The 16048-nt window shown below is 36.4% G+C and carries 14 protein-coding genes and 1 riboswitch; of the genes, 8 read left to right on the top strand and 6 right to left on the bottom strand.

Annotated features, from left to right (window positions below):
• Positions 1-11: 11 nt before the first annotated feature.
• The 4 genes from D569_RS0115795 (at position 12) to addA (ending at position 8680) form a co-directional block, all read left to right on the top strand.
• On the top strand, positions 12-527 hold the full coding sequence (locus tag D569_RS0115795) for a GrpB family protein (RefSeq protein ID WP_018933398.1): 516 nt from the start codon (positions 12-14) through the stop codon (positions 525-527).
• A gap of 111 nt (positions 528-638) precedes the next feature.
• Positions 639-1259 (top strand): HAD-IA family hydrolase, encoded by a 621-nt coding sequence (locus tag D569_RS0115790; protein WP_018933397.1) that lies wholly within the window; start codon positions 639-641, stop codon positions 1257-1259.
• Positions 1260-1502: 243 nt separating this feature from the next.
• Positions 1503-4976, top strand: coding sequence for a helicase-exonuclease AddAB subunit AddB (addB, locus tag D569_RS0115785; RefSeq protein ID WP_033405069.1), 3474 nt, complete (start codon positions 1503-1505; stop codon positions 4974-4976).
• A complete protein-coding gene (gene addA, locus D569_RS0115780) occupies positions 4976-8680 on the top strand; it encodes a helicase-exonuclease AddAB subunit AddA (protein ID WP_018933395.1) in 3705 nt (1234 codons plus the stop codon). The genes addB and addA overlap by 1 nt, the downstream gene beginning before the upstream one ends.
• A gap of 20 nt (positions 8681-8700) precedes the next feature.
• On the opposite strand, the gene D569_RS0115775 is transcribed toward addA, so the two are convergent.
• From D569_RS0115775 to D569_RS0115750, 6 genes are read right to left on the bottom strand one after another with little or no spacing between them, the layout of a single operon-like run.
• On the bottom strand, positions 8701-8919 hold the full coding sequence (locus D569_RS0115775; RefSeq protein ID WP_018933394.1) for a spore germination protein: 219 nt from the start codon (positions 8917-8919) through the stop codon (positions 8701-8703).
• A gap of 49 nt (positions 8920-8968) precedes the next feature.
• A complete protein-coding gene (locus D569_RS0115770; protein ID WP_018933393.1) occupies positions 8969-9352 on the bottom strand; it encodes a spore germination protein GerPE in 384 nt (127 codons plus the stop codon).
• Complete coding sequence (locus tag D569_RS23050) at positions 9333-9539, bottom strand: hypothetical protein (RefSeq protein WP_018933392.1); 207 nt, start codon at positions 9537-9539, stop codon at positions 9333-9335. The genes D569_RS0115770 and D569_RS23050 overlap by 20 nt, the downstream gene beginning before the upstream one ends.
• Before the next feature lie 6 nt (positions 9540-9545).
• Complete coding sequence (gene gerPC / locus D569_RS0115760; RefSeq protein WP_018933391.1) at positions 9546-10085, bottom strand: spore germination protein GerPC; 540 nt, start codon at positions 10083-10085, stop codon at positions 9546-9548.
• Between the two features lie 24 nt (positions 10086-10109).
• Positions 10110-10316, bottom strand: coding sequence for a spore germination protein GerPB (locus D569_RS0115755; protein ID WP_026287354.1), 207 nt, complete (start codon positions 10314-10316; stop codon positions 10110-10112).
• 11 nt (positions 10317-10327) lie between these two features.
• Positions 10328-10546, bottom strand: coding sequence for a spore germination protein (locus D569_RS0115750; RefSeq protein WP_018933389.1), 219 nt, complete (start codon positions 10544-10546; stop codon positions 10328-10330).
• A 158-nt stretch (positions 10547-10704) separates the two neighbouring features.
• On the opposite strand from D569_RS0115750, the gene D569_RS0115745 reads away from it, so the two are divergent.
• The 4 genes from D569_RS0115745 (at position 10705) to D569_RS0115730 (ending at position 16037) form a co-directional block, all read left to right on the top strand.
• Positions 10705-11883, top strand: coding sequence for a DUF418 domain-containing protein (locus D569_RS0115745; RefSeq protein ID WP_018933388.1), 1179 nt, complete (start codon positions 10705-10707; stop codon positions 11881-11883).
• Between the two features lie 114 nt (positions 11884-11997).
• Entirely contained in the window at positions 11998-12378 is a 381-nt protein-coding gene (locus tag D569_RS0115740) for a YisL family protein (RefSeq protein ID WP_018933387.1), read from the top strand.
• Positions 12379-12752: 374 nt separating this feature from the next.
• A riboswitch (cyclic di-GMP riboswitch) is annotated at positions 12753-12838 on the top strand.
• Positions 12839-13159: 321 nt separating this feature from the next.
• Positions 13160-13951: a PP2C family protein-serine/threonine phosphatase gene (locus D569_RS0115735; RefSeq protein ID WP_018933386.1), complete on the top strand. Its 792-nt coding sequence runs from the start codon at positions 13160-13162 to the stop codon at positions 13949-13951.
• Positions 13952-13985: 34 nt separating this feature from the next.
• Positions 13986-16037 (top strand): FapA family protein, encoded by a 2052-nt coding sequence (locus tag D569_RS0115730; RefSeq protein ID WP_018933385.1) that lies wholly within the window; start codon positions 13986-13988, stop codon positions 16035-16037.
• Positions 16038-16048 lie beyond the last annotated feature (11 nt).

Genomic DNA, 16048 nt, shown 5'->3' with positions numbered 1-16048 from the left:
GGATGAAGAAAATGACAAAACCAACTGTTACTATTCGTGATTATAACCCTAAATGGGTAGAAAAGTTTACTAAAGAGAGAAATAGGATTATAGAAGTCTTAGGTGATAAAGTTGTTGCAATGGAGCACATAGGAAGCACTTCTGTAAAAGGATTAGCAGCAAAACCAATCATCGACATTCTAGTAGGTATACAAAAATTAGATGAGGTAGATCAATTGGTGAATCCTTTGAAGGAAATTGAGTATGAGTATGTGCTTAAACCAGAGCTTAAGAATAGAAAATTTTTTAGAAAGGGCGAGTGGGGAAAGGGCACTTCCCATTTGCATATTTGTGAATATGATAGTAGGGAATGGATTGAAAAGATATTATTTCGAGATTATCTTAGATTACACCCAAAAGCAGCTCAAGAATATGAGGTCTTAAAGAAGAGTCTTGCTTCAGCATATAAGCATGATCGACAGACATATACAAACAAAAAAGAACCTTTCATCAAAAATATTGTGGAAAGAGCAAAGAAGGAGAGATAATGATACTGCAAGCAGGGATCAATGGATGGAGATACGTTTTGTTCCTAAAGAATTTTAATTGTACCACATACATAATATTTTATAAGTTTTCTTAGAACTGGAGTGCATTTGATGGTAAAATACGTTATTTTTGATTTTGATGGGACACTGGCAGATTCTCGAAAAGCACTTTTGAAAAGTTGGAATATCCTAGCGAAACAGTATTATTTTAGAGAAATAAACTTGAATGAAATGGAAAAGATGAAGAAACTGTCTATCAAGGAAAGAGGTAGATATTTGCAGTTTCCGATGTTTAAAATGCCAATCGTGATGCCTAAGTTTTATCAATTATATCGAGAATCCATAAATGAAGTGAAGCTATATGATGGTATTGCTGAAATGTTAGCTGAATTAGAGAGAAAAGGCTATAAGACTATCATTATATCATCTAATTCAAAAGAAAATATTATGACTTTTCTAAAAAGCAACAAGTTAACGAGTATAGCAAATGTTATCTGTTCAAGCAGTATATTTGGAAAAAACAAGCTAATCCACAGATTTTTAAGAGGAAATAACTTGAAGCCCTCAGAAGTAATTTATGTAGGGGACGAAAAAAGAGATATCCTAGCTTGTAAAAAAACTGGTGTTAAAATAATCTGGGTTAGCTGGGGGTATGACTCTTTTGAAGTGGTGAAAAAAATGAAACCTGATTTTCGAGTAAATACTCCAGCTGAGATATTGAAAGTGATTTAAAAGGGAAAGCAGTTATAAATCAATATAAATACTCCTTTGGTGAAGTACTCTGTGTAAGTCGATGTTGATTCTAGGATGTGATAAAAATAAAGGGATTTATTCTAGCGATTCTATTTCCCGGAGAAGATAAGTAAGTAGCCCATTATTAATTAAACGAAACACCATTTCCCTTCACAACAGAACATTCGTTTGCTATAATCTGTGGTAAAATAGACGTGAAGATAGAGAAAGTAGGTGTTTTCTTTGTTGCGATTTTTAACTGGAAGTGCAACGGTGAATAAAAGTGAGCAATGCTTACAAGAGATAAGACAAGAACTCAAGCAAAATCCTCAAGGCCCCCCGATTATCTATTTAGTTCCAGATCAAATGACCTTCCAACAGGAATATGCGTTATTAAATGATCCTGAAATAAATGGCTCAATTCGCGGACAAGTCTATAGTTTTTCGCGTTTAGCTTGGCGTGTTATGCAGCTGACTGGCGGAGCAACAAAGAAATACATTACATCAACAGGGATGCAAATGATGCTTCGTAAAATTGTCGAGGAGCGGACTGATGAATGGAAAGTATTCCAGAAGGCCATTGAAAAGCAAGGTTTTATCGAACAACTGGAGGATATGATCACCGAATTCAAACGTTATTGTGTTACACCAGAATTAATTAGTGAACAGTTACAAGAAATGAATCGATTCCAGCATAAGACAATTAGTGAAACAGCGTTACAACATAAATTAGATGATTTAGTTTATATTTATCAGCAGTTGACTACTGCTTTACAAGGTCACTACATGGATAGTGAGGTTCAGTTACAACAGTTAGTAGAAAAACTAGAAATGACTAACTTTTTAGAAGGCGCATCCGTCTACATAGATGGCTTTCACCAATTTACGCCACAAGAATTATTAGTGATAGAAGCAATGCTCAAAAAGTGCGAAAATGTCACAGTGACGTTAACAGTTGATGATGTACACGACCCTGAAGTAGTACCGTTAGACCTTTTTTATCAAACAAAGGAAACCTATCATCAATTAGAGCAGCTAGCAGAACAAACAATGGTGGAAACAGAAGTCACTCCTCTAACAACAAATGAAAATGCGACAACACCATTTGTTCATTTAGACCGTTATTTTGATAGTCGTCCTGTTCATAGCTATTCGGAACAAGCACCCGTTCGGATCGCGGAAGCGGTGCACCCACGTGCTGAGGTTGAAGGAACAGCACAGGAAATTGTTCGGTTAGTACGAGATAAAGGGTATCGTTATCGTGATCTTGCTATTCTGATTCGCGAACCGGATGTTTATCATGATCTCATTACTACTGTTTTTGATGATTATCAGATTCCGACATTTGTGGATGAAAAAAGGACGATGCTCAATCATCCGTTAATTGAAACGATCAGATCATTGCTCGATGTCATTGAAGGAAACTGGCGATATGATGCAGTCTTTCGCTTATTAAAAGCAGGGTTTATTCCGAAAGGAGAAGGCAAGTATCGTTTGGATCAAGAGGCAATTGATGAGCTAGAGAATTATGTGTTGGAGTATGGCGTGCGAGGCAGAAGCAGGTGGTTAAGTGACAAACCATGGATCTTCCAACGCTTTAAAGGCTTTGATCAATCAGCACAAACAGACCGTGAGCGATCAACACAAGAACGAATTAATGCTTATCGGGAGAAAGTAACAGCAGCACTTGCGGATATTGATCAATTGCTACGGGAATTACCAACGATAAAAGAAAAAGCAATTGCCCTATTTGAATGGCTAGAAACAATTGGAGCACCTGGACGATTGGAGAATATGCGTGATCAATATGATGAAGAAGGAAGAGTCGAAAAAGGACGTGAGCAAGACCAGGTGTGGGATGCGGTGATTCAATTGTTAGAAGAGATTACGGAAGTCGCTGGTGAAGAAACAATGGACTTGCAAACATTCCGTAACGTGTTAGAGTCTGGCTTTGATTCACTAAGATTTTCTCACGTGCCACCAAGTATTGATCATGTTGTGGTAGGTTCAATTGACCGTTCGCGTATGCATGGCATTAAGGTTGCCTTTTTGTTAGGTGTAAATGAGGGAACCTGGCCAATGAAACCTGGTGGAGATGGTTTAATTTCAGAAGAAGAGCGTGCCTTACTACAAACACATGGCTTACAATTAGCAGAGGGAAGTAAACGTCAATTATTGGATGATTGGTTTTATGTTTATTTGGCGTTTACGCTGCCATCTGACTATTTATGGGTGAGTTATCCAATAAGTAATGAGGAAGGAAAACAAAAAGTTGCTTCTCCTTTAATCAAAAGAATCGAAGAAATTTTTCCGATTCAAAAAGAACGTTTATTTTTACAAGATCCAGAAGAAATGACAGAAGCGAGTCGTTATGTAACGACCCCAAATAAAACACGAGGTGCATTAACTGCTCAACTTGCAAGGAAGTTAAGAGGCTATCCAATCGATGATATCTGGGATTACGTCTTAAATTGGTATATTGAAAAAACTGATCAACCATCGATTAATCAGCGTGTATTAAAAAGCCTCTTTTACCAAAATAAGCCGACAGATTTAGCGGAAGACACGGTTGATGCGTTATACCAGAAAGAAATTAATGCAAGTGTGTCACGGCTAGAAATGTACCATCGCTGTTCTTATCAGCATTTTGCCAAATATAGCTTAGGACTTAAGGAACGACCAACATATAAGCTTGATGCACCAGATATCGGCCAACTTTTCCACGAAGCATTAAAGCAAATTACCGAATGGGTTCAAAAAGAAGGGCTTGGTTTTTCTGATATATATGATCAAGAAGCGAAGAAATATGCCCATCGTGCAGTTGGAAAGTTAGCACCAGTATTACAGCATCAGATTTTACACAGTTCGAATCGTTATCAATATATTCAACGTAAATTGGAAAATGTCATCGCGAGGGCAACGTATGTGTTAAGTGAACAGGCTCGAAAAACCAACTTTTCGCCTGTCGGTTTAGAAGTCGGATTTGGTTACCCGGATCAATTGGAACCACTGACTGTCAACCTGCCAAATGATTATACGTTAATGTTAAGAGGCAGGATTGACCGTGTTGACCAAGCAATCGAGAATGAGCAATTGTATTTGAGAATCGTTGATTATAAATCTAGTTCAAAAGGGTTGAATTTAACAGAAGTTTATTATGGACTAGCTCTACAAATGTTAGCTTATTTAGATGTTGTCTTACAAAATGCAGAAAATTGGTTAGGACAAAAGGCATCACCAGCTGGTGTACTCTATTTCCACGTCCATAATCCAATGATTTCAGCTAGTGATTTTCTGACAGAAGATAAAATCGAACAGGAAATATTTAAAAAGTTTAAAATGAAAGGACTTTTAGTTGATCAGGAAGATGTTGTCCGCATGATGGATACATCACTGGAATCAGGAAGAAGTAATATTATTCCAGCAGGATTTAGTAAAAGTGGTTCCTTTTATAAAGGTTCCGATGTGGCAGAACGGGAAATTTTTGACCAGCTCCAAGGCTATATCCATCAATTAATGGAAAATGCGGGACTTGCAATCACAGAAGGAAAAGTTGATCTGAATCCATATCAACAGCAACAATTAACAGCTTGTACGTTCTGTGAATTCCGTTCGGTCTGTCAATTTGATCCGACGCTGGCAGAAAATAATTATCGCAGGCTTAAAGAGATGAAAGATGAAGAAGTAATCGAAGCAATCAAGCGGGGTGAAGGGTAATGCCGCAATGGACAAAAGAACAAGAAGAAGCGATCTATCAATCAGGTCAAAATATTTTAGTAGCAGCTGCCGCGGGATCAGGGAAAACGGCTGTACTTGTAGAACGAATCATTCAAAAATTATTAAATAAACAACAGCCAATCGATATCGACACTTTGCTTGTCGTAACTTTCACTAATGCAGCAGCACAAGAAATGCGAAATCGGGTTGGATCCGCCATCGAATCAGCACTAGAGAATAATCCGACTTTTAACCATTTGAAGAAACAATTGTCATTATTACAAAATGCGTCGATTTCTACCCTTCATGCCTTTTGTATGGAGCTTGTACGAAAATACGCTTATCAAATCGATATTGATCCGAATTTCCGCATCGCAGACAGCATCGAAGCAGATTTAATTCGCCAAGATGTGTTAGAACAACTGTTTGAAACATGGTATGGAGAGGGCGATGAAGCAGAGCAGGAAGCATTTTTTGCTGTTGTGGATCGTTTCAGTAATGACCGAAATGATTTAGAAGTAGAATCATTAATTTTAAAAATGTATGAATTCGCCATTCAGCACCCAAATCCCGATTACTGGTTGGATCAAATGGCAACCATTTATCAGGTAGATGACGAGATGACAGAGTCGGAGATTCCATGGCTACAATTATTGAAGCAAGAAGTAGTCGATCAACTGGACGTAATGGAGACGTTAGTAGAACAAGCACTTGAAGTTACTCGTGAAAGTGATGGACCTTACCATTATGCAGAAGCAATTGACGCCGACAAGGAAATGATCCAGCAAGCTAAAGGTGCGATTAATATATCATGGGAAGAAGCACGTACCATTTTTGCTGGTGGGAAATTTAATGCATTATCTCGTAAAAAAGTGGAATGTGCAGAAGACAAAAAAGATAAGGTTAAAGCAATTCGTGATCAAATCAAAAAAAGGTGGAGCAATATTGCCAAGGATTGGTTTACAAGAAGTTTAGTAGATCATCTTCGCGATATGCAGGAGCTTCATCCAACTATCGTCCAATTAACGAAAATGATTAAACAGTTTAAGGCTGGCTATCAAGAAGCAAAGAAAGAAAAAGGACTTGTCGATTTTGCTGACTTAGAGCATTTTGCTTTAGATATTTTGTTAGAAGATAAAAAAAGTAGTACACCATCGTCTGTTGCATTAGACTTGCAACGGAAGTTTACAGAGGTAATGGTCGATGAATATCAGGATACCAATATTGTGCAAGAGACGATCTTGTCGCTAGTATCCAATCAAGAGGATGGCGGCAATATGTTTATGGTTGGTGATGTCAAACAAAGTATTTATCGCTTTCGCCATGCCGAACCAACTCTTTTTATTGATAAATATAAACGATTTGCAACAGCTGAAGATCCAGGCTATCGCATTGATCTGGCACGAAATTTCCGTAGTCGAGAACAAGTATTAACGGCTGCAAATTATATCTTTAGACAGTTATTTGATCAGAAAGTTGGGGATATTGACTATGATCAGGATGCCGAATTAATCTATGGCAATAAAGATTATGAAAATGTTCCTTTTCCAGACATTGATACCGAATTGCTTATTATTGATCAGGAATCCAATGAAAATGACCAACCTGATGAAGAGATCGAGAATGAAGAAGATTTAGAAAAGGCTCAACTGGAAGCACGGGCTTACGCAGCCAAGATTAAACAGTGGATTGGTGCAAATGGAGATGCGCCAACAGAAATTATGGACAAAGGTACTGGTCAGCCACGAAACGTAGAATATCGTGATATTGTTATTTTATTGCGCTCTATGACATGGGCACCAACGATTATGGAAGAGTTTAAAAAACAAGGAATCCCAGTTTATGCAGAGCTTTCAACAGGATATCTCGAAGCAATCGAAATTCAAGTAATGATTAGCTTACTGAAAGTGATCGATAATCCAAGACAGGATATTCCACTTGCGTCTGTATTGAAATCACCAATTGTTGGGCTGAATGAAGATCAACTGGCGCAAATCCGTTTAGCTAAAAAAGGTGCAACTTACTACGAAGCACTCAAAGAATACGTTAAAACAACGAATAATGAGACGATTGAGCATTTTATCGAACAGTTGAAACAGTGGCGTAAAGAAGCGCGACAAGGAGCGTTGTCACATTTAATATGGGATATTTTTCAGGAAACAGGCTATTATGATTTTGTTGGCGGCATTCCAGGAGGACGCCAACGCCAAGCAAATTTACGCGCCTTATATGACCGTGCCAAAAGTTATGAATCTACTTCTTTCCGCGGATTATTTCGTTTCTTACGTTTTATCGAACGAATGGAAGAGAAAGGCGATGATTTAGGAGCAGCGAAAGCCTTAGGAGAACAGGAAGATGTTGTCCGGATTATGACGATTCACAAGAGTAAAGGGTTAGAATTCCCGTTAGTAATAGTCGGTGCAATGGATAAGCAATTTAATCAACAAGATTTACGTGCCAAATATTTGTTACACAAAGAACTAGGTTTTGCTACGAAATATATTGATCCTGTCAAACGGATTATGTATCCGACGTTGATCTATCATGGGATAAAAAAACAAATGCAACGAGAAATGCTAGCCGAGGAAATGCGAGTGCTTTATGTTGCGTTAACACGTGCGAAAGAAAAAGTAGTAATGATCGGTACAGTAGGGTCATTAGAGAAGAAGAAAAAGAAATGGACAAATATTATCACACACCAAGACTGGGTTCTCCCATCCTATTATCGTTTAGAATCGCTATCTTATCTAGACTGGGTAGGTGCAAGCTTAGTCCGTCATCAAAAAGGTGAGATATTAAGAGAGGACGATCAACCGTTAAACATCCCACAAGAAATAACGGAGGATGTTTCGGTCTGGCGGGTAGATCGTGTCCATCAAAGTGAATACCAGGACATTGATGAAACAAATCGTGAACAGATCGAAGCATTAGAAACAGCCATTCACGAGTGGGAAGGTTTAGAACTTGCAGATCAAGATTTAGAGCAAAAAGTGGCCAATCATTTAGAATTTCAGTATCCATACCAAGATTCTATCTTTTACCGTGCAAAACAAACGGTAACAGAAATGAAACGACAGCATGAAATGATCGACAGTTATAGTGATCAGAAAATCATTGAACCTTTTCGTGCTCCGATCCGTAAAAGACCACGTTTTATGCAGAAAGAGCAGAAGTTGACTCGTGCAGAAATTGGTACAGCAATGCATACCGTCATGCAGCATTTACCATTAAGAAATGATTGGACAGAAATGGCATTAGTAGAATTTATTGCTCAATTAGAAGCGAAAGAAATGATCACATCAGATGAGGCAAGTGTTATTGATACAGAGGCAATCCTTTCCTTTATGGAGACTGATATCGGCAAGAGATTGGTAGAAGCAGAACAAGTGGAAAGAGAAATTCCCTTCAGTTTAACCTTGCCAGCACAAGAAGTATATCCACAGTGGCAGGAAGAGCGCGAGGAACGAATCTTTCTGCAAGGTGTGATTGATTGTGTCATCAAAACAGATCAAGGTCTGGTTCTACTGGATTATAAAACAGATCAGATTCATGAGGAGATCAGTTCACAAGTAGAAGAAAAACTAAAAAACCGATATCTAATCCAAATTGACCTTTATGCGAAAGCACTGGAGCAAATTTGGAAACAATCGGTCATTGAAAAATATTTATATTTCTTTGATAAAAGTTTGCTTATAAAAGTATAGCATAAGGAGAATCATTCTCCTTATGCATTTCCACCTACTATTTGGTCAACGACGTCAGGATCAACTGCATTGGTAATATTAAAGCCGGTATTCGTGTTTAAGAAATCTCCGGTATTATTGGCGCCAGCACCTGAAGCAGATTTTTCAGCGCTTTTTGGTGCTAAATAAAAGCTGTCACCAAAATTGATTACGCCACCGCCTACACTATTAATTTTGATTGGTCCTACAATCGAAGGCAAAACTATCACAACCTTTCTATTTGGCGCTACACAAATTTAAAAACTATCCTTAATCCTCTTCTTCATTTTCATCCTTTAAAATCCGAATATGTTTTAGTCGAGCAAGTGAATTAATTTTTTTACTGCTTCCTAATTGCGTAATAGCGGATGTTGATATTGCGGTAACATCAATGTTAGAGACATAAATATTCTGATGATGATGGCAATGACTACCGACTACTATTTCAGGATCAGGTATTGGTTGGATCGTGGTGTTGAAGATTCGATATTGATTTAATTCAAATCCTTTATCAGAGGAAATGCCTCCTTCTTTTTGTACTGCAAGAACATCTGCTTGAGGTTTTATCTCTTTCGTATCACCAATTTGAAATAAGGAACTGTGGGATATACTGTTGATTTTTGCTTGCTTGACATTAGTCGTTCGTGGCATCATGATCAATTATTTCCTCTTCTCTGTTAATAGTACCAGAACCAACAATAAAAGATTCAGGAGGTGTGTCAAAAAGCGAGGATAGTTGTATTTCATGACTGTCACCTACAATAAAGAGGGAAGAACTTGAAACACCGACAATTGATATATTTCCAACACCTAAGTTCCAATTGTTTACTGTATAATACATGTCGATTTACTCCTTTTGCTTGTTTTCAAACCATTTTCTAAGACCTATTTGAAATTCATTTTTCACATTAGAAAGTATGTGCTGATTCATTTGTTCAGGAGGAACATTGGCTTGTTGATAGTGAGCAATCCTGCTGGAAATTTGCTGTTTGATATCGTCTAATAATGTTTGCCGATAGCCTGAATCTAACGGGTGGTGATATTGCTGTTCCAATGATTGTAAATAGCCAGGTAATTCTTGGTCAACATACTGTTCTAATGTCTGGTGTACAGATGGTAATGGTCCGCCGTTATGATTAGGTAAAGAAAAATCATCCATAGATTGTAAGTCTTCAGGGGTCACCCCGATATGAAGCGTTCCGTCTAATCGTTCAATTTTTAATTGGTCAAAATGGTATTCCAACTTTTCAATTGTTGTATTTTTGTTAGGAGAATTCGTTTGTTCTAATTGATGAATACGGTTCTCTAAGGAGTTGATGTGATTATATAGTTGTTGGACTTGCTGTTGTAGTTGGGTAATATAATATACCATCATCTGATAATCCATCAGAAATCACTCCTTACGAGAATATTAATAAGGTGATAAAGGGACTAATGGTGGTTCTGATACACCTTGTGGAACTGCTTCCTCGGCAGGTTCTTCAAATTCACCTGTATTGTATAATTGAGATACTGCTTGCATTTTTCCAGTACTACCAATTTGTAAAACGGACGAATTCGTGACACTTCCAACTTTTAAAAAATGAATATAAATCGATTGGTTTACTGTTAAATTCACATGATCACCCACTAAATTCCCGATATATTTTGATCAAATTCGTCATCGTCTACCATTGTTGTCTGCGCATTTTTTAACTGTACACGTATACCATCCCCTGTATTAAAGGAACCCCCACCAGCGAAGGTTTTGGATAGTGTATATGGCTGTACTTTGTAAATATCACCAATATGAAAAATGCTGGAATTACCAATGTTGATCACTTTTACAGCACCAACAATTGCGGGCATAGACATCATCCTAACGTTGATACATCATTCCATAATTATTTTATGAATTCTTCAGCAGTATGTGAAAATAGTGTACCGGTTTTCCTAATAATGCTAGTTTATTTTTACGAAATAAAGTAAAATAAAATGCAGACAGTAACCAGGGAGAGTGGAAAATTGTGAATAATGCAACGCCATTAGCAGATGCAAAAAGATTACCATGGATTGATACTGCAAGAGGATTTGCGATCTTTGGTATTTTTATGGTGAATTTACCAACCTTTCATGCACCGTATATGATTTATGGCAATGGTATTAACTTTTGGGGAACAGGCGAACCGGGATTTTGGCAAATGATTATCGATATATTTTTTCAAGCGAGTTTTTATTCTTTATTTTCCTTTTTGTTTGGCTTTGGCATGCAAATTATAAATGAAAATTTACATGCAAAAAATGTGGAAGCACCTCAAAAATGGATGATTCGGCGTTTGTTTATCTTACTTGGCTTCGGTCTGATTCATGCATTTTTAATTTGGTATGGTGATATTCTCATTACTTATGCAATATCCGGATTTTTGTTACTGTTATTTATGAATCGTAAAAATGTTACATTAGTCGTCTGGAGTATCTGCCTTTTACTAATTCCGACAATTATGTTGACTGGTTTATTATTTTTAGCAAGTTTAATAGAGGATATCAATAATTTAGCCGATATGGCAGCTATTGAAAGTTCATTTCAGCATTATGGGCAAGGTAGTTGGGGCGAGATATTAACTCAAAATGCTAATGATTGGCTGTATGGTAATAATCTATTTGTTTTCATTTTGGGACTATTTAATATTTTGCCGATATTTTTAATAGGTTTACTTTTTGCTCGAAAAAAATGGCTGCATGACTTACAAGGACATAAAAAAACATTGCGGAAATGGTGGATTTACTCCTTGATTCTGTTTGTGGTGTTCAAGGCTGGGCCATATGCATTTGGGAATCCATATTGGTTTTCAAGATTACAAGATGCAATTGGTGGTAGTGCTTCTGCTATTTTTTACGTCATTACGATTGCTTTTCTTTTTGATAAACTTACTAAAATTTTTAGAATGGTTGGATATGTCGGCAAAATGGCATTATCGAATTATATTCTGCAATCGATTATCGGTGTAACCGTATTTTATTCGATTGGATTTGGACTATATGGTCAGCTGACTCCTTTTCAAACGATATTAATCGGACTTATCGTCTATCCGATCCAAATGATATTTAGTTATTTATGGTTGAACAAATATAAACGCGGTCCGCTGGAATGGATATGGAGAAGTTTGACTTATGGAAAAAAGCTGTCAAATCAGCGGAACGATTAAAATATAGAAAGAGATATTCTTTACAATACAGTGAAAGGTTCTCTTCATAAATGAAATCTGTGACATTTCATGATATGATACATGCATGAGAATATAATTGGGGGTGTACTTAAGATGACACACATGCACATAACGGCATGGGTAGTGGGATTAATTCTACTATTGGTATCCTATGCCATGTACAAAACTGGAAATAAATCCGGAAAAATATTACATATGATCTTGCGGTTAGTTTATTTATTGATTATTATCACTGGTTTCCTATTATTTATCAACAATACAGGGGTATATACAAATTCAGCTGGCATACTAGGTGAAGTAATAGTCAAAATGATTGCTGGAATCTGGGTGATCGGCGCAATGGAAATGGTATTAAGCAAGATAAGTAAAGCAAAACCTGCAAAAAGTGCTTGGATACAACTCATTGTAGCCCTTTTAATCGTACTTGTTCTAGGTTTTGGCAGACTACCATTTGGAGTACAATTTATGGGGTAATTTCGGTCACGGGGTCAAACCCGTGTCCTTTTTTTGTTTGAGAATACAGAGGATGTCTTACTCCGATTGTCCTCCAACTTGCAAATCTCTGTGCGGTAAAGAAGATTTGTCGAGTGAAAACCATTGGAGTAATTTTACTTATCCTCGGAAACTTCGATTTTACTTATATCCTAGTTTGTATGGCAATATTGATCACTGTTTTTCAAACTTGCAGTTGAAGTTGCTTAAAGGCGTTTCGAACTTATCTTGACAGGATAATACCTGTTCTTAGTAATTCTTTTATCATGGTATTTAAGAACTATTAATTGTCGCTTATTGACGAATAGATGAATATAATTTAAAATATAGTTATGAATTTATGACTTTTTTACCACTTTTGATAATGGCAAACTTATTGAAAAGTAAGGACGCAAAGCCCACGGGTCTAAGGTCATACGACTAAGATAGCCGGGTTGCCTTAGGGTAGGAATACAAAATGATATTGCGTTTAAGGCAAGTCATTAAAAATCCACCTTCAGGGTGGATTTTTTTACCTTTTCCAGAAAAAATACCTACCAAAAGATATTTTTATAGATACCTATTAGGGCTAAAAAAGGGAAATATTCTTACTTAAAAAGAATATTGATTATTCAACAATTCCTATCATGAGTTAAGATTCTTTTCAAAATCCCTTCAAAGAAAACAAGTGTTTTATATCTTTGAGGGATAAATCATACTAAAGCCATATTAGAAAACCTTAGAGTTTTTTATTTAATAGAGGCAATATAAGGCGGTGAACAGCTTGTTCCCAAAGCATTTTCAAACATTCGAACAGTATAATGGCCAAATGGATAAGGTACTTGCGAGAGAAATAAAACAAGCTCGTAACATTCAGATGAAGCTACTAAACGCTCCAAAACCTGAAATAGATTCTGGCGAAATAACTGGTGTTTCGATACCAGCCCGATTAATTGGTGGAGATTATTTTGATTTTCACATAATGCCAAACGGCAAGATTCGAATCGTCATCGGAGATGTAATGGGAAAGGGAATTCCAGCAGCCATGTTAATGATTCTTACACGAGGTGTTTTTCGAAGTAGTACCGAACATCAAGCTTCTCCTAGTAAAACATTAAAAGTGATGAATGATGCAATGTATGACGACCTTCGTAGATTAGGTTCATTTGTTACCCTTTTATGTGCTGATTGGGATCCTGAAGCAAAGACATTAACATATGCAAGTGCAGGACATAACCTACCAGTCGTAATAGACCGAAATCAAAACAATAAAAAATTGCCATCAATTAAAGGTGTTATGTTAGGTGGTCTACCCCAAGCAAGTTATCAAGAAGAAACGATTTCGTTGTATGAAGAAGATGTTATCTTTTTTTATACAGATGGAATTATTGAAGCTCAAAACAAGCACGGGGAATTATTTAAAATGGACCGATTAATTTTAAGTCTACAGCAATATCAGGATTATGAAGCAAAAGAAATTGAAGAGGCGATACAAGAAGAAATTAGAAAGTTTACAAATGGTGTTATACAAAAAGATGATATAACTATGGTTATATTGAAAATAGTGAATAACTAATTATTAAAAATATTTCTGGTGAGGAGGGATAGTATTGAACGAGTTTATTTCTAGAGGAAAATCCGTTGAAGAAGCGATCTCTCGTGGTTTAAAGTTAATGGAATTAGATAAAAAAGAGGTTAATATTGAAGTGATTCAATTTGATGAAGAAGGGGGTTTTATGGGATTAGGTCGTAAACAAGCAGTTGTGAAACTGACCAAATCTTCCCAAAAACAGTCATCCTCCGAGCCTTTATCAATAGATGAAATAGTGGATAATGCTATACTAGAAGCAGACGAAGATCAAATAGAAGAAGAAGCAAAGGAAAAACATCATTGGCAAAATAAAAAAGAAGGTACAGCATGGATTAGTAATAATGAACTGTATGTTAAGAGCACAGGTCCGAGATTTGCCACTGCTTCCTTCTCTGGAGAAATATCCTTCTATAAAAATGGTCAATTAGAAAATAAAAAAACAATTCTTTTAAGTGAATGGGATACTTACCAGATTGAATTTGAGCCAGTAGTGGAAAAACCAATATATTGGGAAATCTCTATTATAAATAATGGTTTGGAAGCGATTTTAGAGGTGTCTCCTGGTAAAATAATAAGACAAAGATTAAAAGAGGTTCCGCCAAGTGATCATATTGATATTAAATTAGAACAAGATATTGAAATTGTTAACAACCTCACAAGCGAAGATATTTTTAACGAACTGGACTGCCAAAATATCACTTTTGGGATAAATCATCAAGCGATTGAACAGGCCATTGCCACTCAGGAAGAAGGAAAATTTGTCATAGCATTAGGTAAAGAGCCTAAACACGGATTAGATGGTGAATTGGAATTAAAAGTTGAAATGAATGCAGAAAATGGGCTTGCAGAAGATGAGCAGGGAAATGTAAATTTTAAGGAATCAAACTTTATTCCGAATGTCGAAGTGGGAGCAATATTAGCAATTATACATCCGCCTATTCCTGGAATGCCAGGGCGGTCAATAGAAGATATAGAAATTCCGGCAAAGGACCCGAAAGAATTAAGAGTTATTCCTGGTAAAGGTGTAGAGTTAACAGATAATAAATTGATTTCTTCGGAACCCGGGAGACCGGCAATTGAACAAAGAGGCTGGACAGTGAAAGCGATGATTATGTCCAAATTAGTACATGATGGCAATGTAAACCTCGCATCAGGGAATATTCGTTTTAGTGGGGATGTTGAGATATTAGGAGAAGTAGAAGAAAAGATGGTAGTAGAAGCAGGTGGAGATATCTATGTTCATCAATCAGTTAGTGAGTCAAATTTGACAGCTTCTAAATCTATCATTGCAAAAGGAAACGTGATTAATTCTTACCTTACCGCAGGAAAACATAATCTATTAGTTATTGAATTAGGTCATTTACTTGCTATATTGGAAAAACAATTAGAAAAAATGATTGTCATTATACAACAATTGACTAAGTCAAAAGCCTATAAATCACACGAGATTAAGATTAAAGGGTTACAACCGCTAATTGTCTTATTATTAGAAAAGAAATTTAAGGAGTTTAAAGCTACCGCAAAGAAATATGTTGATATCGTGGAAAAAGCTGACCAATATATTGAAGAACCGGAATGGAAAAAAGTAGGTTATGAATTAAAGTCTAAATTTCTTTCGTTATCTAACGAGACAATAACTATATCTCAATTATATATATTAGCAGATTTAATGCGAGAGTTAGCAAAATCAACAGAATCTGAAGTAGAACCAAATTCTTATGTAACAATATCGAATACTACCAATAGCAAAATTTATTCAAGTGGTAATGTTAATATAATTGGTAAAGGTTGTATTAATTCTAAAGTACACGCTGGAGGAGCTCTAAAGGTTGATGGTATTTTAAGAGGTGGAGAAGTATACGGTAGATTTGGTGTAAAAGTGGGGGAAGTAGGAGCAATTACTGGAACCAAAACGATTATTTCCACGTCCGCTGATCAAACGATAACAGTAATGAAGGCTTATGAAGGAACAGTTTTACGTATTGGAGAAGCTGTAAGACAGCTATTTAAAGAAGAGCAATTTATTAAAGCAAAATTAGATGATCAAGGTCAAATTATATTTGAATATTAATGGGGGCGTGT

This window comes from Gracilibacillus lacisalsi DSM 19029, assembly GCF_000377765.1.
Classification (GTDB): Bacteria; Bacillota; Bacilli; order Bacillales; family Amphibacillaceae; genus Gracilibacillus; species Gracilibacillus lacisalsi.
The sequence above is the reverse complement of the archived record's forward strand: the minus strand, read 5'-3'. Positions and strand labels throughout refer to the sequence as shown.